Raw genomic sequence first — 19589 nt, 5'->3', positions numbered from 1 at the left:
GCGTCGATCGTATCGACAGCGGCTCCGGCATCCTGATAGTATACCGGCTGGACGGTATATAAACATGATGACTCTCACTCAGGAACTCTCGCTCGCCGACGCTCAGTCACGGCGGGTCGGATGGCGTGGCTGGGCCGCCCTTGTCGTGCTCATGCTGCCCGTGCTGCTCGTCTCGGTGGACAACACGGTGCTGAGCTTCGCGCTGCCGCAGATCGCGCTCGATCTCGAGCCCACCGCGACCCAGCAGCTCTGGATCATCGACGCGTATCCGCTTGTGCTCGCGAGCCTTCTCGTGACGATGGGCGTGCTCGGCGACCGGTTCGGGCGCCGACGGATGCTGCTCATCGGCGCCGCCGGATTCGGTGCCGTCTCTGCCCTCGCCGCCTTCGCCCCGAGCGCAGAATGGCTGATCGCGGCACGCGCTGCGATGGGTGTCTTCGGCGCGATGCTGATGCCATCGACGCTCTCCCTGCTGCGCAGCATCTTCACGGATCGCGACCAGCGCCGTATGGCGATCGCGGTCTGGGCCTCGGCGTTCTCGGCCGGTGCCGCACTCGGTCCCGTGGTCGGCGGAATCCTGCTGCAGCACTTCGCGTGGGGCTCGGTCTTCCTGATGGCCGTGCCGGTGCTCATTCCGCTGCTCGTGCTCGTGCCGATCCTCGTTCCCGAGAGCCGTGATCCGAACCCGGGGCGCTTCGACCCGCTCAGTGTCGCGCTCTCGCTCGCGACGATGGTGCCGATCGTCTACGCGATCAAGGAGTTCGCCGTGCACGGCGCCGAGAGCGCGCTTCCGCTGGTGCTGATGATCGTCGGTGTCGCGTTCGGCGTGCTGTTCGTACGACGCCAGAACCGCCTCGAGACTCCCATGCTCGACATGCGGCTGTTCCGCCGCGCAACCTTCTCGGGCTCGGTCCTGGTGAACCTGCTGAGCGTCATCGGACTCGTCGGCTTCCTCTATTTCGTCGCGCAGCACCTGCAGCTGATCGTCGGGCTCTCGCCTCTCGAAGCCGGTCTCGCACTGGTGCCCGGACTGCTCGCGATGATCGTTGCCGGTATCGGTGTCGTGCCGATCGCCAAGCGCGTCGCCCCGCGGGTGGTCGTGCCGGTCGCCCTCGGCTTCTCCGTGCTCGGCTACCTGCTCGTCGCCATTGCCGCGAGCACGGCCGTGCTACCGCTGCTGGTGGTCGCATTCGTTTCCCTGGGCATCGGGATCGGCGCTGCGGAGACTGTGTCGAACGAGCTCATCCTCGCCAGCGCACCGCCCGCCAAGGCCGGTGCCGCGAGCGCCGTGTCCGAGACCGCGTACGAGCTCGGCGCCGTGCTGGGAACGACGATCCTCGGTGGGCTTCTGGCTGCGTTCTACCGCACCAACCTCGTGCTGCCCGCGGATCTGCCCGCGTCGGCGGAGGCAGCGGCCCGTGAGACCCTGGCCGGGGCGGTTGCGGCATCCGCTTCCCTCGACGATGCGCTGGGACAGGCGCTGCGGGATGCCGCAGCCCACGCGTTCGACGCGGGCGTCGGTGTCACCGCGATGATCGGTGCCGGCCTCATCGTCGCCGCCGCGATCATCGCGATGCTGACCCTCGGCGGTCGTGCGAAGCACGAGCCCGTCGAGCACTGACGGCGGCTCGGGGGTATGTTCACGCCCCGATACGCTGACAGGGAACGAAGGAGCGCAATGCCGAGCGTGCAAGAACCTGGTGTCGTGAAGCTGGCCGTCATTCCCGGGGACGGCATCGGTCCCGAGGTGATCGCCGAGGCGGAGAAGGTGCTGGATGCCGCGACCGCGGGCAGCGGCATCCGGTTCGAGAAGACGCACTTCTCGCTGGGGGCCACGCGCTTTCTCGAGACCGGCGACACGCTGACGGATGCCGACCTCGAGGCCATCAGGGGGCACGACGCGATCCTGCTCGGCGCCGTCGGGGGAGTGCCGGGCGACCCGCGTCTGAAAGACGCGAACATCGAGCGCGGGCTGCTGCTGAAGCTGCGTTTCGAGCTCGACCACTACGTCAATCTGCGGCCGTCGAAGCTGTATCCCGGCGTCCCCGGCCCGCTCGCCGAGCCGGGTGACATCGACTTCGTGGTCGTGCGCGAGGGCACCGAGGGTCCCTACGTCGGCAACGGCGGCTCGATCCGCCGCGGCACGCCCCACGAGGTCGCGAACGAGACCTCCGTCAACACCGCCTACGGCATCGAGCGGGTCGTGCGCTACGCGTTCGACCTCGCCGAGCGGCGTCGCAAGAAGCTCACGCTCGTGCACAAGACGAACGTTCTGGTGCATGCGGGCGGAATGTGGCAGCGGCTGGTGGACGAGGTGGCGTCAGAGCACCCCGACGTGGCCGTAGACTACCTGCACGTCGACGCGGCAACGATCTTCCTGGTCACGAACCCGGGCCGCTTCGATGTGATCGTCACCGACAACCTCTTCGGCGACATCCTCACGGATCTGGCAGGCGCCGTCACCGGTGGCATCGGCCTCGCCGCATCGGGCAACATCAACCCCGACGGTACGTTCCCCTCGATGTTCGAGCCCGTCCACGGTTCGGCGCCCGACATCGCAGGACAGCAGAAGGCCGATCCCACGGCCGCGATCCTCTCCATCGCCCTGCTGCTCGACCACCTCGGGCTGCAGGACGAAGCGCTCGCCGTCACCCGCGCGGTCGAGGCGGACATCGCGGGCCGGGGCGCCGCATCCCGTCCCACGGCGCAGATCGGCGACGCGATCGTCGATCGCGTCCAGGCGTAATCTGGATCACGCCCTCCTCGTACCGCAGCGGACAAGTCCGCAGGAAAGCACAGGCCTCAGATGACCATCATCGACATCGATCCCGACACCGGACTCGCCCCGCTCGAGTTCGCCGTCACGAAGAACCTCGCGGCGAAGAGCCCGAAGCAGCGCGACGAGATCCTGGTGAACCCAGGATTCGGCACCAGCTTCACCGATCACATGGTCGACATCTGCTGGTCGATCGGCGGCGGCTGGCACCGGCCCCGGGTGCAGCCGTACGGTCCGATCTCGCTCGATCCTGCTGCCGCGGTGCTGCACTACGGCCAGGAGATCTTCGAGGGCATCAAGGCCTACCGCCATGCCGACGGCTCGATCCACACGTTCCGGCCCGACCAGAACGGGCGCCGCCTGCAGCGGTCGGCGCGGCGTCTCGCGCTGCCGGAGCTGCCGGTGCCGTACTTCATCCAGTCGCTGCGCGAGATCATCGCGGTCGACGGTGCGTGGGTGCCGAGCGGTCAGGATCAGAGCCTGTACCTGCGGCCTTTCATGTTCGCCAAGGAGGCGTTCCTCGGAGTGCGGCCCGCGCACAAGGTCAACTACTACGTGATCGCGTCGCCGGCAGGCGCCTACTTCAAGGGCGGCGTGCAGCCGGTCTCGATCTGGCTGAGCGAGGACTACGCCCGCGCCGGCAAGGGCGGCACGGGTGCCGCCAAGACCGGCGGCAACTACGCCGCCTCGCTCCTGCCGCAGTCCGAGGCCTATGAGAACGAGTGCGACCAGGTCGTGTTCCTCGACCAGGACCGCAACGTCGAAGAGCTCGGTGGCATGAACGTGCTCTTCGTCTTCAAGGACGGCACGATCGTGACGCCGCAGTCCGAGTCGATCCTCGAGGGCATCACGCGGGACTCGATCCTGCAGCTCGCGATCGACCGGGGGCACAAGGTCGAGGGGCGCAACATCTCGCTGGACGAATGGCGGCAGGGCGTGGCATCCGGCGACATCGTCGAGGTGTTCGCGTGCGGCACCGCCGCGGTCGTGACGCCGATCGGCGTGCTCAAGGGCAAGGGGTTCCTCGACGAGCAGCCGATCGGCGAGCTCGCGCTGTCGCTCCGCGAAGAGCTCACCGACATCCAGTACGGCCGTCGCGAAGACCGCCACGGCTGGCTCGTCCGCCTCGACGGCTGACCGCGCCTTTCCGTTTACGGACGCGACACGCCGTGTCACCGCGTGGACGCGCGGCGTGTCGCGTCCGTAAACGGTGGGGGTGGGGGCTCGTTAGGCTGGGCGGGTGAGGATAGCGCGCTTCAGCCACAACGACTCGATCAAGTTCGGGATCGTCGACGGACGGGAGCTCGTCGTCCTCGACGGCGACCCGATGTTCGCCGGCTACGAGACGACGGGGGAGCGCGTTCCGCTCGCCGAAGTCGCACTGCTCGCGCCGGTGATCCCACGCTCGAAGGTCGTGTGCGTGGGGCGGAACTATCGCGAGCACGCGGCCGAGCTCGGCAATGAGGTGCCGGTCGAGCCGATGCTGTTCTTCAAGCCGAACACGTCCGTCATCGGGCCCAACGACGCCATCGTTCGCCCGACCCAGACGACCTTCACCAGCTTCGAAGGCGAGCTGGCCGCCGTGATCGGGCGCATCGCCAAGAACGTCCCCGCCGAGTCGGCGCTCGACTACGTCTTCGGCTACACGATCGCGAACGACGTGACCGCACGCGACCTGCAGAAGACCGACGGACAGTGGGCACGCGCCAAGGGCTTCGACACGTTCTGTCCGCTTGGTCCCGCGATCGAGACGGAGTTCGCCTTCGACGGCGCGCGCATCGTCACACGCCTGAACGGCGAGGTCGCTCAGGACGGCCCGATCAGCGACATGATCCACTCCGTCGCCGACATCATCGCGTACGCGTCCGCTGCCTTCACGCTGCTGCCCGGCGACGTGATCCTCACCGGAACGCCGGCCGGCGTCGGCCCGTTCGTCGCGGGTGACGTGATCGAGGTCGAGATCACGGGGCTCGGCATCCTGCGCAACGTCGCCCGCGACGCGTAGCAGAGCACCCATGGCTGAGTCGTCGGATGCCGCGGCACTGGCGCCGTCGGCGATCGCCGATGTGCAGCGGCGAACGGTGTGGGTGCTCTCGGTCGGGCAGGTGCTCGGCGGTCTCGCCTTCGGCGCGAGCATCTCGCTCGGCGCGGTGCTTGCGGCCGAGATCTCGGGCGACGAGGCGTTCTCCGGGCTCGCCACCGCGGCGATCACGCTCGGCACCGCGGCGTTCGCGGTGCCGCTCGCCGCGTTCGCGCGGCGGCGCGGGCGCCGACCGGCGCTGACGAGCGGGATGGTCGGCGCCCTCGCCGGAGTGCTGCTGGTCGTCTTCGCCGCCGGGCTGAGGTCGTTTGCGCTGCTGCTCATCGCCTTCGGGCTGATCGGCGCGGCGCAGGCGGCGAACCTGCAGACGCGCTTCGCCGCAGCCGACCTCGCCACCGATGCGACGCGCGGCCGGGATCTCTCGCTCGTGGTCTGGGCCACGACCATCGGCGCCGTGCTCGGACCCAACCTGACCGGTCCGGGTGAACTGCTCGGCGAGAGATTCGGGATGCCGCACCTCACCGGTCCTTATCTGTTCACGATCGTGGCGCAGCTGCTGGCGGTCGCGCTGTACTTGATCTGGCTGCGACCCGATCCGCTGCTGCTGGCGCAGCGCGTGACCACGCACGCGGCGACGGCGCCGGGTGCGGAGGCGATCGCCAATGCCGATCGGCCGATCATCGCCCGGTATGCGATCTTCGCCGTCGCGGCCGCGCACGGGGTGATGGTGTCGGTGATGGCGATGACCCCCGTGCATCTGCTGCATCACGGTGCCTCGCTCACGGTCATCGGCCTGACGATCAGCCTCCATGTTGCGGGCATGTTCGCCCTGTCGCCCGTGTTCGGCATCCTCGCCGACCGGGTCGGCCGCGTGCCGACGATCCTTCTCGGTCAGGTGCTGCTCGCGGCAGCGCTGGTGACCGCGTCGTTCGGTCAGGAGTCCACGGTGTTCGTCACCATCGCCCTCGTGCTGCTCGGACTCGGATGGAGCGCGACGACCGTCGCCGGGTCGACACTGCTCACCGAGGCGTCGGCGGAGTCCCAGCGCACGCGCCGGCAGGGGCTCAGCGATCTCACAATGAGCCTTGTCGCCGCGATCGGCGCCATCCTCGCCGGTGTGGTGCTGGCGTGGATCGGCTACGGCGGGCTCGCCCTCGTGGTCGGCGTGGCCGTCATCGCCACCGTCGCGCTCGCGCCGCTCGGGCGTGCGGCCGCGGTTCCCGGCGACGTCCGGAGTGGCTGACCGGTCGATGGCGTCCGCCGCTGCAGGCGTCGCGGGTGCGAAGCGTGGATGCTGAGATCTCCGGACCGCGGCGACCGACGATCAGCATGGCGCTTCCACCCGGCGCGGTGTAGGGTCCGGCCCATGGGGCAGATGTCACCGTCCCTGGGCGCCGGAGCTGGGGCTGATGCGCACGGGGACGGGCAGCGCGCGACCGCGAAGCAGGGGATATCGATTGCGCTTCTCGTCTTCGCGGTGATCGCGCTGGGCGTGATCATCGGAACGGTCATCCTGGTGTCGGGGCCGCGCCCGGACGCCACGATGCAGCCGACGGGCGACGACCCCGATGGGGACCTCCTCTCCTTGATGGAATCGGAGGGGAGCGAGTTCGACTTCACGCCGCGCCCCGGGTTCGGCGGGGGCGAGATGGAGATCGATCTCTCGACTCTGGAGGGTTTCGGCACCTTTCAGGGCATCGAACTCTGGTCGGCCGTGAATGCGTTCGGGTCCCCTTGTCTCATCGCGGTCCACCGTCCGACGACCGATGTCGTCGCACGGGCATGCGTGCCTGCCGCCGCGGACCTCTTCGTCGACACGGCCGGGCATGGTCTCGCCGAGGGCGAGAGGTTGCGATTCCTTCTTCGGAACGACACGGTCGAGGCGTTCGTTCTCACGCCGGATGGGACGGGCTGATGGCGGGATCTCGCGTCCCCTCAGGTGACGCCGGCGAACTGCGGAAGCTTCAAGCACGTGCGTACGGCCCCGATGCGGACCTCTTCGGCGATCCGGAAGGGCTCGCGCGGCTGGCCGAGCTCGAAGCCGGGCGTCTTGACGCTGCCGATTTCGCTGAGCAGGACGACGCCGAGGTCGAGCAGCCCACGGATGCGGAGCCTGACGCCGCAGCGGAGGGTGCGTCCTCGAGCACCGTTCCGACGAAGGACTCCCTGTCATCAGTGTCGGCACGCGGATCGTCGCAGTCGTCGAGTCGGCGGCGCCTGGGCTCGAGACGATCCGCCCGTATCGGACTCGCAGTGGGCGCCGTGCTGGCGGTGATCGCGATCGCATGGGGAGTGACTCGGCTGTTCGGACCTCATCCTGATGCCACGTTGTGGGCAACCACGACTGCGAACGAGTTCCATGAGCAGTTCGTCCCGCTCATCTATGACAACCGACTGTTCCGGGTCGACAGGTCGACGCTGGTGTCGTATGAGACGTATCGGGGAGTGGAGCCATGGTCGGTCATCGACGAATTCGGCAACCCCTGCCTGCTGCTCGAGTACCGCTCCGCTGAGATCATGTTGGAGCTCGCCTGCACACCTCGAGAAGCGGACTTGATCGTGGACCTCGCGGCATGGCCGGTCCAGGACCCGGACTTCGCAGAGGGACTGCCGGACGGCAGCGTTCTGCGTTTCCAGTACCACGACAACTCCGTCGATGCCTTCCTGATCACCCCGCCGGCTGACGACTGACGACCCGATCACCCGTTCCGTGGGATCGAGTTTCCGCGCGGGGTGAGCAGCTGACGCCGTCAGAACCGGGTCTCGACGAGGTCGACCACGGTTGCCCGCGCGAGGTCGTCGAGCGTGTCGACGACGGGAATCAGCCGCCACTTGTCGAACATCGTGCAGGGATGCGACAGCCCGAACACGATGAGGTCGCCCAGGCGCACACCCCGGTCATCGTCGAATCGCACGAACGCGTGCTGGTCGTTGAGCTTCACGGTCTCAGCGCCCTGGAGCGAGATGCGTTCGCCGTCGCGGGCCACCGCGAAGAGAGGGATCGGCAGCCCCTCGTCGAAGGGGAAGTCCCGCTTGCCGGCATCCACCAGCACGAGCCCGGGCTCCGGGTGCGACACCACGCGGGCGACGCCACGGGCTGCCGCCCGCAGGCCGTGTCGTTCGAACGGCGACACCGCGCGGTAGTAGCCCTCGTCGTGGGTGACGTACGCGCCGGAGCGCAGCACGAATCGGGCGGAATCGACGGCTGCCGCGGCGGTGAATGAGTCGGTGACGACATCCGGGTACGCGCTGCCGCCGGCCGTGACGATGACGTCTCCGTCGGCGTAGAGATCGCGCAGTCTGCCGTGCAGCGCCACGAGGTCATCGACATAGCGTCGCGCTGTGTCTATGGCGTCGAGACCGCGCCCGTGGGCGACAGCCCCCTCGTATCCCGCGACGCCGGCAAGCCGAAGCGACGGCGAGGCGGCGACGATCTCGGCGATCTGCACCGCCTCGTCGAGTGTGCGGGCTCCGGTGCGCCCACCGGGTCTGCCGAGCTCGACCAGGATCTCGAGCGGGTGCGTGGCGTGGCCGTCGAGCGCGCGCTCGGTCCAGGCGACGGCATCCGCGTCGTCCATCCAGCTCCAGACCCGGGCGTCGCCTGCGCCGCCGCACCCGAGCCAGTGGATGGCAGCGGGATCCGTGAGCTGGTTCGCGAGCATGATCGAACGGATGCCGGCATCGACCGCGACGCCGAGCTGCCAGGGGGTCGCGAGGGTGATTCCGGTGGCCCCGGCATGCAGCTGACGCTGCCAGAGCTGCGGCGCCATCGTGGTCTTGCCATGGGGCATGAGCTCCAGGCCGTGACCGGCGACCCAGTCAGCCACGAAGGCGATGTTGTCGCCGATCGCCGCGCCGTCGAGGACGAGCAGCGGCGTCCACAGGTCGGTGAGTCGTGGAGACCCTGCGACGAAGTCTGCAACGGAGCGGCCGTGAGCTTCGGGCGGCATCCCCTTGTCAGCCGGCCCGATCACGCGCGTCACGTCAGACCTCGGAGATGGCCGCGACCACGTCGATCTCGACGAGGATGTCGAACAGGTCCGAGCCGACAGTGGTGCGCACCGGATACGGCTCGGTGAAGAACTCGGCGTAGGCCCGGTTGTAATCGGCGAAATCGCGCTTGAGGTGCTGCAGGTGCGCGGTCACCTTCACGACGTCGTCGAGCGACCCACCGCGTGCGGCCAGCACTGCCTGGACGTTACGCAGCACCTGCTGCGTCTGCTCGTAGGCACCGCCCTCGACGACGCTGCCGGTATTCGGATCCTGAGGTCCGAATCCCGCAGTGAAGATGAACCCGTTGGCCTCGACGCCATGGCTGTACGGCCCCGCGGGGATCGGGGCGTTCGGGATCGTCAGTGCCTGCTTCGGCATGTCATTCCTTTCGAGGGGTCACCGAACCGCGAGGACAATGACGCGCCGGTGCCCGATCGGTGCGACTAGCGCCCCAGTGCCGCCGCCGCCACGTCGACGTCGGCTTCGCCATTGAACACGTGGAACGCGACGCGCGCTCGTCCGGCGCGCCCGGATGCCGTGATTCCGGCCGCCTGGAGGCGCGCGAGGTCGCACCCGTCCGAGTCGGCCCACGTGACGATCGCGCTCGCGCGAGAGGGGCGCGGAAGGTCCATCCGTTCGCGGAAGCGCGCCGCCAGGCCGACCGCGTGGTCGTGCAGCTCCTGCTGGTCCAGCGAGGCGAACAATTCGAGCGCCGGCTCCGCGCCGACGAACGCCTGCCACGCGGGCGAGACGTCGAAGCGCGTCGCGTCTGAGGCGAGCTCCACCTCGTGGCCGTAGCACGACACCCACGGGTCGCCGCCCGCGTACCAACCGGCGAAGATCGCGGGCATGCCCGTCGCGAGGCGCTCCGAGACCGTGAGGAAAGAAACGCCCCGCGGTGCGCAGAGCCACTTGTAGGCGTGACAGATCACTGCATCGAAGTCGGATGCCGCGACCGGCAGCCATCCGACGGCTTGCGTCGCGTCGCAGAGCGTGCGTGCGCCGACGCGGTGCGCGGCGGTGACGATGGATGCGGCATCCGCCACTTCGCCGGTCGAGGACTGCACGAGCGAGAACACGATGAGCGCCGTCCCGGAGCGGACCTCGTCGGCGAGTGTCGCGAGCGGAGCGGTGCGCACGCTCAGACCGCGTCCCGAGTGGACGAACGGCAGGACGATGGACGAGAAGTCGCCGTCGGCGATCAGAACGTCTGCGCCGTAGGGGAGCGAGCCCGCGACGAGTGCGGCGGCCACCGATGCCTGAGATCCGATCGCCACACGGCTCGGTGCGACGCCGACCAGCCGTGCGAAGTGCCCGCGCGACCGTTCGACCGCGGCTGTGTACGCGGCGGGATCCGGACGGCCCCGGGTGGCGGCATCGAGATCGGCGATGATCGCGGCGCGACTCGTCCGCGTGGGCAGTCCGACGGTGCAGGCCGCAAGATACCCGCGGCCACCGACGAACTCCGCCTGAGCTGCAGCGAGGGGAGACGTCGCGGCGAGGTATGACATGCCCCCATCGTGCGTGTCGAGTACACCTCACGTCTACGGCAGGTATCGCATTGAATACATGCCATGTGCTTATGATTAGGCATGAGCGACGTGCTGGGCGACGAGCTCGACTTCGATGTACAGGCTCTCCGCGTCGTCAAGGCGGTCGCGGATGAGGGCACCATCACGGGCGCCGCCGCAGCTCTCGGCTTCAGCCAGCCGGCGGTCAGCCAGCAGCTCAAACGCCTCGAACAGCGGATCGGCGTGGCGCTCGTGGTGCGGGTGGGCCGGACAGTGCGCTTGACGGAAGCCGGCCGGATCCTCGCGCGACACGCTCCCGCCGTGACGACCGCGCTGGATGCGGCAGCGGGCGAACTCGCCGACCTCCGGGGTCTGCGCGCCGGCCGCGTACGGCTCGTCGGATTCCCCTCCGCATCGCCCACGATCGTGCCGCGCCTGTTGGCCGATCTGGCTGCGCAGCACTCCGGAGTCAGCGTGACCTACATCGAGGCCGAGCCGCCCGAGGCAGTGGAAGCTGTCCGCACCGACCGGGCCGACATCGCGCTGACGTTCAGCTACCCCGGTGACCGCGACGATCCGCACGGGCAGAGCGCGCGCGGACTGTCGGTGCGGACCATGGGAAGCGATGAGCTGCTGGTGGTGCTTCCCATCGGCCATCCGGCCGCGACCTCCTCGGGGATCGATGTCGCGGTGCTCGCGGGGGAGCGATGGATCGCAGGCTGCCCGCGATGTCGAGGTCATCTGCTCGAGCTGTGCGCACGCGCGGGCTTCGAGCCGCACATCGCCTTCGAGACCGACAACTTCGTGGCGGTCGAGGGCCTTGTCGCCCAGGGGATAGGCGTGGCGACACTGCCGCGGATGGCCGTGGCGTCGTTTCCGCAGCTGCCGGGCGTCCTGACGCTGCCGCTGCCGGCCGCTGAAGCACGCACCATTCACGTCGTCACAGCGCACGGCGCCGACCGCGTCCCGGCGATCCGCGCCACGGTGGACGCGATCGCGAAGCTGGTGGGCGCCGCCGGGGTGTGACCAGCCCGGGGCCTGCGGCATCCCGCACCTAGACTGGATGACGATGTCTGCCTCACCCGATCCTCGCACCACCACCGCATCCGGCGCGGACGTACGCGTTCGCTTCTGCCCGAGCCCGACCGGTCTGCCGCACGTCGGGCTGATCCGCACGGTGCTCTTCAACTGGGCATACGCGCGCCACAACGGCGGCAAGCTCGTCTTCCGCATCGAAGACACCGACTCGGCGCGCGACAGTGAGGAGAGCTACCTGCAGCTGCTCGCTGCGCTGCGCTGGCTCGAGATCGATTGGGATGAGGGCGTCGAGGTCGGCGGTCCCCACGCTCCGTACCGGCAGTCGCAGCGGCACGACCTGTACCGTGAGGTGCTCGACAAGCTCGTGGCCGCCGGTGCGGTGTACGAGAGCTACTCGACCGCCGCAGAGATCGACGCCCGCAACGAGGCGAACGGCCGCGCGAAGCAGCTCGGCTACGACAATCACGACCGTGACCTCACAGCCGAGCAGAAGGCCGCGTTCCGCGCCGAGGGCCGCGAGCCCGCCTGGCGCCTGCGGGTGCCCGACCACGACCTCACGTATGTCGACCTGATCCGCGGCGAAGTGACGTTCCCCGCGGGATCGTTTCCGGACTTCGTTCTCGTGCGTGCCGGCGGCGTGCCGCTGTATCCGTTCGTGAATCCCGTGGATGACGCGCTGATGGGCATCACCCACGTCATCCGCGGCGAGGACCTCATGCCTTCGACAGCCCGCCAGCTCGCGCTGTACAGCGCTCTGGTCGATGCGGGAGTGACGACCTTCATCCCGCGGTTCGCGCACATGCCCCTCGTGCTCGGCGAGGTCGGCAACAAGAAGCTCTCGAAGCGCGACCCGAAGGCGGACCTGTTCCTCCAGCGCGAGAAGGGCTTCATCCACGAAGGTCTGCTCAACTACCTCTCGCTGCTCGGATGGTCGATCGGACCCGATCGCGACGTCTTCTCGCTCGACGAACTGGTCGGCGCATTCGACATCGTCGACGTCAATCCGAACCCCGCGCGATTCGACCAGAAGAAGGCCGAGTCGATCAACGGCGATCACATCCGGATGCTGGAGCCGGCTGACTTCGCCGCGCGCATCGTGCACTACCTCCACTCCGCCGGCCTCGTCGACGAGACGCCGACTCCAGCGCAGCAGGAGATCATCACAGCATCCGCACCACTCGTGCAGGAGCGCGTGCAGCTTCTCGGCGAGGTGCCCGCGATGCTGGGCTTCCTCTTCCGCGCTGAGGTGACGTACGAACCGGACGCCCTCGCCGGTCTGCCGGCGAATGCCAACGAGGTGCTCGTCGCCTCGGTCGCGGCGATCGAGCTCGTGCCGGAAGCCGAGTTCACCGCGGCCGCGGTGCAGGAAGCTCTGGCACGCGCTCTCATCGAAGGGCTGGAGCTCAAGCCTCGCGTGGCGTACGGCCCGCTGCGCGTCGCCCTCAGCGGTCGCCGCATCTCGCCGCCGCTCTTCGAGTCGATGGAACTGCTCGGCAAGGCCGAGTCGATCCGCCGACTCGCGGCTCTCGTCGACCGTCCGATCTGATCCCGCTCGGTTTGGCGGGTCGCCCGGCGTCGTCTAGACTTGATGCTTGGCACGGCCTCGGCCGAGCGCCTTGGGGTATGGTGTAATTGGCAACACGGAGGTTTCTGGTACCTTTGTTCTTGGTTCGAGTCCAGGTACCCCAGCGAGAAGAAAACCCCCGTTCAGCGGGGGTTTTTCGCTTTCCGGACGCGGGCCGTCGATCACCATGGCGGCCACGACCGCGACGCCGCGCCGGGCGACGATAATGGGGGACATGGACGCTCCGTCGCTGACGCCTGAGCGCTCGCGCGAGCTCGCCGATCTGCGCAAGCGGGCGTACGGTCCGGATGCCGACATCGCGCACGATCCCGAGGCGTTGGAGCGGCTACACGAGCTCGAGGAGCAGCTCCGTTCTGACACGCCCGAGCCCGTCGTGCTCGAGGCAGCAGAGCCGGCGGCCGCCGTCGCGCCCGCCGTGGATGCACGGAACGGGTCCACTGCGATGGCGTCGCCGGTGGCATCTGAACCGCCTTCCGCACCCGCCCCACTGCCGTCGCAGAAGTCGCGGCCGTGGTGGCGGCGCGTTCCGCTCTGGGTTTCGCTTGCCATCATCGGCCTGTTGGGCGTGCTCGTCGGGATCATGGTTCCCGCGGCTGTGGCACCGGGTGCGGACACCACACTCCATCCGAGCGAGAACCCCGTGCTCGCACTCGACGACGAGTGGCTCTCGAGCATGCTGGACTGGCTGCAGGTCAACGAGCCGCCAACCGAGTTCGAGCCCTTCGACAACCTCCAGGTGATCACCGCGATCAGTGAGACCGGCTCGACGTGCCTCGTCGTGTTCTGGGTCAATCAATGGTCGGACGCCAGCTGCACCCCCGACGGGCTCACTCCGACGGTCGACTTCGTCGCGTACCCGGGATCACCGCAGCCGCTCGACGACATCGTGCCGGTGGGGACGGTTATCCGCTTCGAGCTGCACGGCGACGAGGTCGACGTGACCCTGCGCGAGCCGGAGGCTGAACAGCGTTCTGCCTCCGGACGATAATGGGCTCATGGACGCTCCGTCGCTGACGCCAGGGCGATCGCGCGAGCTCGCCGATCTTCGCAGACGCGCGTACGGTCCGGATGCCGACATCCAGCGCGATCCGGGCGCCGTCGCTCGGCTGCACGAGCTGGAGGATCTGGCGCGCGAACAGCCGACCGAGTCGCCCGCCCTTCCCGAGCCGGCGCGACGTCCGGACCGCGGCGAACCGGCTGCAGCGGTCGTCACTCCTGCAGATGCCCGGAACGCACCCGACGGCGCGGGTGAGAGCGATCCGCCGACACCGGTCGAACCATCGGCGGTGATGCTCGCTCCCCGGCGCCCGTGGTGGCGTCGCCCGTCGGTGTGGGCGGTCGCCGGTGTGAGCCTCGTCGTCGGAGTGGTGATCGGCGCCGGAGGACTGTGGTGGATATCTCAGCCCGATGACTCGGCGGGCCCCGATCTCACGCTCGGCAAGAGCCCTACCGGGGGCGAGCGCGGTCCAGGTTTCGCGCAGAACCTCGACTACTGGGGCATCGCGCGCGGATCGGTCATAGCCTACGAGCCGTTCGACACCGTCGGCGTCTGGACCGCGCGAGGAAGCGACGAGTCGCGGTGCATCCTGCTGTCATACGAGGGGCAGATCTTCACGGCGACCTGTGCGGGCCGCGGCCTCGACCCCGTCTACGACCTCACCGTCGATGACGGCATGCCGCTGACGTACGAGCAGCCGCTCGCGGTAGGCAGCGTCATCCGGTTCATCGCGCGCAAGGGCGGTATCGACGTCTGGGTGGAGGCCGTGCCGACGACACTCAACGGGATGCTGCCGTGACCTCGTCGAGCGCCTCGCGCCCGAGCCGCGCGAAAGCCGGTTCGTCGTCGCTGTGCGCGAGCAGCATCAGGGCGACCGAGGCGCCCCACGCCCGAGCGCGCACCCACGCATCGCCGTCATAGCCGCCGCCCGTCGACGCCTTGAAGTCGCGTCGGCCACTGACGTCGAACGACAGCCATGCGACGGCGAGGTCGTACGCGGGGTCTCCGGCCGTGACGTCGCCGAAATCGATGATGCCGACCAGTCGCGTGCCCTGGGCGATCAGGTTCGCCGGGTGCAGGTCACCGTGGATCCACAGCGGCGGTCCCGCCCACGACGCGGCGTCGAGTCCTTCTGCCCAGACGGATGCCGCGGCATCCGCTTCCCGCACGCTCAGCGCTCCTTTCTCTCGAAGGAGCGCGATACGCTCCGCCACCGCGGCTGACCGCTCGGCCAGTGGGGCACCACGGAAGGGATTGATCGGGTGGTCCGACGGCGCAGGAACGTGAAGTGCACCCAGCGCGAGGCCGAGCGCCGAGGCCCAGCCCGAGCGATCCTGGCGCGGCACGTCGATCCCGCGCGCGCCATCGATCCACGGCACGATAGACCACGGCCAGGGGTAGAGGGAGTCTGGCACTCCGTCGAGGATCGGCGCGGGCACCCGCAATCCCGTCGGCTCGAGCCGACGGGCGATCTCGGGCAGCACGCGCTGCTCATTCAGCACCAGCGGTGCGGCGATCGCACGACGGGGGAGTCGGACGGCGAGCTCCGCTCCGACGCGCCACACCTCGCTGTCCCAGCCTTCGGCGACCTTCGTCACAGAAAGCTCCGCAGCATCCGCGATGGCGGCGGCCTGCGACAGCAGCAGGTGCCTGACGAGGCTCTCATCGATCATCACCTCGGCGGCGGGCTTATCGGGCATCCCTCGACGCTATCGCGAAGCCCTGCAATGCGACTCGGTCCATCTGCGATTATCTGCGAATGTGTTGCGATGTGTGAGTTTGTGTTGTAGCGTGAGGCAACTTCGATGTCGAGGAGACACATGTACGCAACGGAGCGACAGGATCGCATCGCCGGCCTGCTGGCCGTAGAGGGACGCGTGTCGGTCGTCGGCCTTGCCGAGACGCTCGACGTGACGACCGAGACCATCCGCCGCGACCTCGACGTGCTCGAACAGCGCGGGGCGCTCCGTCGCGTGCACGGCGGCGCGGTTCCCGCAAGGACGGTCAGCATCGCCGAGCCATCCATCACCGAGCGGATGACGGTCAACTCAGACCGCAAGGCGGCGATCGCGCAACGCGCACTCGAGGTGATCACGGTCGGATTCCGCGGTTCGCTCGTCTTCGATGCCGGTTCCACGACCGGCGCCGCGGCCTCCCTTCTCGCCGAGCGCATCGCGACGACTGGAGCGCAGCTCGAGGTCGTCACCCACGCCGTTCCCGTCGCCCACACCCTTTCCCTGATCCCCGACATCGGCCTCACAGTGCTCGGCGGCCAGGTGCGTGGTCTCACCGCCGCGGCGGTCGGGCCGGCGACGCTCGGGGCCCTCGATGCACTTCGCCCCGACGTCGCCTTCATCGGCACCAACGGCATCTCGGCCGGATTCGGCCTGAGCACCCCCGACCCGGCCGAGGGCGCCGTGAAATCCGCCATTGTCAAGGCCGCGCGACGGGTGGTAGCGATGGTGGATAGTTCGAAGTTCGGCGTCGAGTCGCTGGTGCGGTTCGCCGCGCTGGATGAGATCGACCTGCTGGTCACCGATGAGCAGCCCGAGCCCGCCCTCGCGGCGGCGCTCGAGGAGGCCGACGTGGAGGTATGGATCGCATGATCGTCACGCTGACCGCCAACCCGTCGCTCGACCGCACGATCACACTGGAGCGTGCGCTGCGGCCCGGCGAGGTGCAGTCCGCCGCCTCCGCACGAGAGGATGCCGGTGGAAAGGGCATCAACGTGGCCCGAGTGATCGCCGCCGCCGGCGTGGAAACGATCGCCGTCCTTCCCCTCGCACCGGACGATCCGTTCGACGCCGCGCTGCGCAGTTCCGGCGTGACCGCGCGACGGGTGCCCATCCACGGCCACGTGCGTGCCAATCTCACGATCACCGACCCGGCGGGTGTCACGACGAAGCTCAACCTGCCGGGCGCGACCCTCGATGCGACCGACCGAGCAGCCGTCATCGACGCGGTGGTCGCGGCATCCGCCGGAGCACGCTGGCTCGTGCTCGCCGGCTCGCTGCCGCCGGGCGCGGGCGCGGGCTTCTACGTGGATGTCGTCGCGGCGGTGCGTGCCGCCCATGGCGCGCAGGCCCCGCTCATCGCGGCCGACACGTCCGGCCGGGCTCTGACCGAGGTCGTGGCGCACGCCGCCCCCGACCTCATCAAGCCGAACGACGAGGAGCTCGCCGCCCTCGCGGGCGCCGAACTCGACGGCGGCGACGACCTCGCGGGTGAGATGCTCCGGGTGGCTCGGAGCCTCGTGCCGAGCCGCACTCGAGCCGCGCTCGTCACGCTCGGCGAGCACGGCGCCGTGCTCATCACCGCCGACGGCGCGTGGCACGCGGCTGCTCCGCGAATCCAGGTCGCGAGCACGGTCGGCGCCGGCGACAGCTCGCTCGCCGGCTACCTGCTCGCCGAGGTCGGAGGGGCATCACCCGAAGACCGACTGCGCCGCGCCGTCCGCTACGGCGCGGCTGCGGCATCCCTCCCGGGCACCCAGGCGCCCACGCCAGAAGATCTTCCTGCCGGCGACGTGCAGGTGTTCCGCCTCGCTTGATCCGTCCCCACCCACCGACCGTTGGAGGTCATCGTGTCACAGACCATCACCCCTGAGCTCGTCAGTCTCGACGTCGGTCTCGGCGCAGACAAGGCGGCTGTCATCCGCGCCCTTGCCGCGCGCGTCGTCGCGCAGGGCCGCGCCACCGACGCCGAAGCGCTCTTCGCCGATGCGTGGGCGCGCGAGCAGAAGGACGAGACCGGGCTTCCCGGTGGCATCGCCATTCCGCACGCCAAGAGCGGCGCCGTGACCGAGGCCTCGCTCGCGTTCGCGCGACTCGCGCCGGGCGTCGACTTCGGTGCTCCGGACGGTCCGGCCGACCTCGTCTTCCTCATCGCCGCACCCGAAGGGGCTGCTGAAGCGCATCTGGCCGTGCTCTCCAAGCTCGCCCGGAGCCTCATGCAGGACGACTTCACGACCGGCCTTCGCGCGGCGAAGACGAACGACGACGTGGTCGCGATCGTGCGGAACGCCATCGGCGAAGGCGACGCCTCTGCCGCTCCCGCCGCAGCACCCGCTGCCGCTGCCGCAGCGGCACCGGCTGCCACGGCCGCTTCCGATCTCACGGTCGCGGGTCGCCCCGCCCGTATCGTCGCGGTGACGGCCTGTGCGACGGGCATCGCGCACACGTTCATGGCCGCCGATGCGCTGACCGCCCAGGGGAAGAAGCTCGGCGTCGACCTCACGGTCGAGCCGCAGGGATCGAGCGGCTACAAGGCGATCCCGCAGAACGTGATCGACGACGCCGACGCCGTGATCTTCGCTACCGACGTCGACGTGCGCGAACAGCAGCGGTTCGCGGGCAAGCCGGTGGTGCGGTCCAACGTCAAGCGCGGCATCGAGCAGCCGAACGAGATGATCCACGAAGCCGTCGCCGCCGCCAACAACCCGAGCTCCTCACGCGTGACCGCGACTGCGGCCGTGGCGACGTCGGCCGCGAGCGACGCCAACGTCGGCTGGGGCGCCAAGATCCAGCGGATCCTGCTCACGGGTGTCAGCTACATGATCCCGTTCGTCGCCGGCGGCGGTCTGCTGATCGCACTGGGCTTCCTCCTCGGCGGCTACCAAGTCGGTGATGAGGCGAGCACGGTCATCGTCAACAACGCGCTGTGGGACCTGCCGCCCGGTGGTCTCGGGCAGTACCTGGGTTCCGTCGCGTTCATGATCGGCGTCACGTCGATGAACTTCCTCGTACCCGCCCTCGCCGGCTACATCGCGTTCGCGATCGCCGACCGGCCGGGCATCGCACCGGGTTTCGTCGCCGGCGCCGTCGCCGTCCTCATGAGCTCCGGCTTCATCGGCGGCATCGCCGGCGGTCTGCTCGCCGGGTTCGTGGCGCTGTGGTTCACGCGCCTCGAGGTGCCGCGCTGGCTGCGTGGACTCATGCCCGTGGTGATCATCCCGCTGATCGCATCGATCGTGGCGTCGGGCATCCTGATCCTGTTCCTCGGGCGCCCGATCGCCTCGCTGATGGCGTGGCTGAACGAGTGGCTGAACGAGCTCGCCGCCACCGGCCTGATCGTGGTGGTCGGCGTGATCCTCGGGATCATGATGTGCTTCGACCTCGGCGGGCCGATCAACAAGGTGGCCTACGCCTTCGCGGTCGCGGGCCTCGCCGCAGGATCCGAGACGAACCAGACGCCGTATCTCATCATGGCTGCTGTCATGTGCGCCGGCATGGTGCCGCCGCTCGCGATGGCTCTCGCATCGACGGTGCTCGCACGCGACCTCTTCCCACCGGTGGAGCGTGAGAACGGCAAAGCGGCCTGGCTGCTGGGTGCCGCGTTCATCAGTGAGGGCGCCATCCCGTTCGCCGCGGCCGACCCGCTGCGGGTCATCCCGGCCTGCATGGTCGGAGGCGCGGTCACCGGTGGCCTGAGCATGGCGTTCTCCGTCACCTCGCTTGCACCCCACGGCGGCATCTTCGTGCTCTTCGCGATCAACCCGATCTGGGGCTTCCTGATCGCCCTTGCGGCCGGTACCGTCGTGACGGCGCTTGTCGTCATCGCCCTGAAGCGCTGGGTCGGTCGCAAGGAGCTCGAGGCGGCGGAAGCGCCGTTCGAAGCCGTCGCCGTCGCATGACGCACGAAGTCCGCAC

The 19589-nt window shown here is 69.1% G+C and carries 18 protein-coding genes and 1 tRNA gene; 15 read left to right on the top strand and 4 right to left on the bottom strand.

The features are described 5' to 3' along the window. The first annotated feature begins 64 nt into the window (after positions 1-64). The 7 genes from ABD188_RS14330 (at position 65) to ABD188_RS14300 (ending at position 7508) form a co-directional block, all read left to right on the top strand. Positions 65-1621 (top strand): MFS transporter, encoded by a 1557-nt coding sequence (locus tag ABD188_RS14330; protein ID WP_425561352.1) that lies wholly within the window; start codon positions 65-67, stop codon positions 1619-1621. A 57-nt stretch (positions 1622-1678) separates the two neighbouring features. Further along, positions 1679-2746: a 3-isopropylmalate dehydrogenase gene (locus ABD188_RS14325; RefSeq protein WP_344063614.1), complete on the top strand. Its 1068-nt coding sequence runs from the start codon at positions 1679-1681 to the stop codon at positions 2744-2746. 60 nt (positions 2747-2806) lie between these two features. After that, positions 2807-3913, top strand: coding sequence for a branched-chain amino acid aminotransferase (locus ABD188_RS14320; RefSeq protein ID WP_344063611.1), 1107 nt, complete (start codon positions 2807-2809; stop codon positions 3911-3913). Positions 3914-4016: 103 nt separating this feature from the next. Beyond that, positions 4017-4781, top strand: coding sequence for a fumarylacetoacetate hydrolase family protein (locus ABD188_RS14315; RefSeq protein ID WP_344063608.1), 765 nt, complete (start codon positions 4017-4019; stop codon positions 4779-4781). A gap of 10 nt (positions 4782-4791) precedes the next feature. Further along, entirely contained in the window at positions 4792-6060 is a 1269-nt protein-coding gene (locus tag ABD188_RS14310) for an MFS transporter (protein ID WP_344063605.1), read from the top strand. A 123-nt stretch (positions 6061-6183) separates the two neighbouring features. Further along, positions 6184-6732 (top strand): hypothetical protein, encoded by a 549-nt coding sequence (locus ABD188_RS14305; protein WP_344063602.1) that lies wholly within the window; start codon positions 6184-6186, stop codon positions 6730-6732. Further along, positions 6732-7508 (top strand): hypothetical protein, encoded by a 777-nt coding sequence (locus tag ABD188_RS14300; RefSeq protein ID WP_344063598.1) that lies wholly within the window; start codon positions 6732-6734, stop codon positions 7506-7508. The genes ABD188_RS14305 and ABD188_RS14300 overlap by 1 nt, the downstream gene beginning before the upstream one ends. 59 nt (positions 7509-7567) lie before the next feature. Here the strand turns inward: ABD188_RS14300 and ABD188_RS14295 are convergent, their stop codons facing one another. The 3 genes from ABD188_RS14295 to ABD188_RS14285 form a co-directional block, all read right to left on the bottom strand. Beyond that, on the bottom strand, positions 7568-8800 hold the full coding sequence (locus ABD188_RS14295; protein ID WP_344063595.1) for a type III PLP-dependent enzyme domain-containing protein: 1233 nt from the start codon (positions 8798-8800) through the stop codon (positions 7568-7570). Position 8801: 1 nt separating this feature from the next. Further along, on the bottom strand, positions 8802-9188 hold the full coding sequence (locus ABD188_RS14290) for a RidA family protein (protein WP_344063592.1): 387 nt from the start codon (positions 9186-9188) through the stop codon (positions 8802-8804). 65 nt (positions 9189-9253) lie between these two features. Then, on the bottom strand, positions 9254-10321 hold the full coding sequence (locus tag ABD188_RS14285) for an aminotransferase class V-fold PLP-dependent enzyme (RefSeq protein WP_344063589.1): 1068 nt from the start codon (positions 10319-10321) through the stop codon (positions 9254-9256). An 81-nt stretch (positions 10322-10402) separates the two neighbouring features. Between ABD188_RS14285 and ABD188_RS14280 the strand changes: the two genes are divergently transcribed. From ABD188_RS14280 to ABD188_RS14260, 5 genes are all read left to right on the top strand, one after another. Then, positions 10403-11347, top strand: coding sequence for a LysR family transcriptional regulator (locus ABD188_RS14280; protein WP_344063586.1), 945 nt, complete (start codon positions 10403-10405; stop codon positions 11345-11347). A gap of 43 nt (positions 11348-11390) precedes the next feature. After that, positions 11391-12905 (top strand): glutamate--tRNA ligase, encoded by a 1515-nt coding sequence (gene gltX / locus ABD188_RS14275; RefSeq protein ID WP_344063583.1) that lies wholly within the window; start codon positions 11391-11393, stop codon positions 12903-12905. A 71-nt stretch (positions 12906-12976) separates the two neighbouring features. Beyond that, a tRNA-Gln gene (locus tag ABD188_RS14270) sits at positions 12977-13048 on the top strand. A gap of 110 nt (positions 13049-13158) precedes the next feature. After that, complete coding sequence (locus tag ABD188_RS14265) at positions 13159-13932, top strand: hypothetical protein (RefSeq protein WP_344063581.1); 774 nt, start codon at positions 13159-13161, stop codon at positions 13930-13932. Positions 13933-13939: 7 nt separating this feature from the next. After that, complete coding sequence (locus ABD188_RS14260; protein ID WP_344063578.1) at positions 13940-14740, top strand: hypothetical protein; 801 nt, start codon at positions 13940-13942, stop codon at positions 14738-14740. On the opposite strand, the gene ABD188_RS14255 is transcribed toward ABD188_RS14260, so the two are convergent. Further along, on the bottom strand, positions 14721-15641 hold the full coding sequence (locus ABD188_RS14255; protein WP_344063575.1) for an aminoglycoside phosphotransferase family protein: 921 nt from the start codon (positions 15639-15641) through the stop codon (positions 14721-14723). The genes ABD188_RS14260 and ABD188_RS14255 overlap by 20 nt on opposite strands. A 120-nt stretch (positions 15642-15761) precedes the next feature. Between ABD188_RS14255 and ABD188_RS14250 the strand changes: the two genes are divergently transcribed. The 3 genes from ABD188_RS14250 to ABD188_RS14240 are packed head-to-tail and all read left to right on the top strand — an operon-like array spanning position 15762 to position 19573. Further along, positions 15762-16547, top strand: a complete 786-nt coding sequence (locus ABD188_RS14250) for a DeoR/GlpR family DNA-binding transcription regulator (protein ID WP_344063572.1) — start codon at positions 15762-15764, stop codon at positions 16545-16547. Further along, positions 16544-17491, top strand: a complete 948-nt coding sequence (gene pfkB, locus ABD188_RS14245) for a 1-phosphofructokinase (RefSeq protein ID WP_344067125.1) — start codon at positions 16544-16546, stop codon at positions 17489-17491. The genes ABD188_RS14250 and pfkB overlap by 4 nt, the downstream gene beginning before the upstream one ends. A gap of 33 nt (positions 17492-17524) precedes the next feature. Further along, a complete protein-coding gene (locus tag ABD188_RS14240) occupies positions 17525-19573 on the top strand; it encodes a PTS fructose transporter subunit IIABC (protein WP_344063569.1) in 2049 nt (682 codons plus the stop codon). Positions 19574-19589 lie beyond the last annotated feature (16 nt).

The sequence above is a fragment of the Microbacterium pumilum genome (assembly GCF_039530225.1).
Taxonomy (GTDB): Bacteria; Actinomycetota; Actinomycetes; order Actinomycetales; family Microbacteriaceae; genus Microbacterium; species Microbacterium pumilum.
Note: the sequence above shows the minus strand (reverse complement) of the source record. Positions and strands in the feature narration are given on the sequence as shown.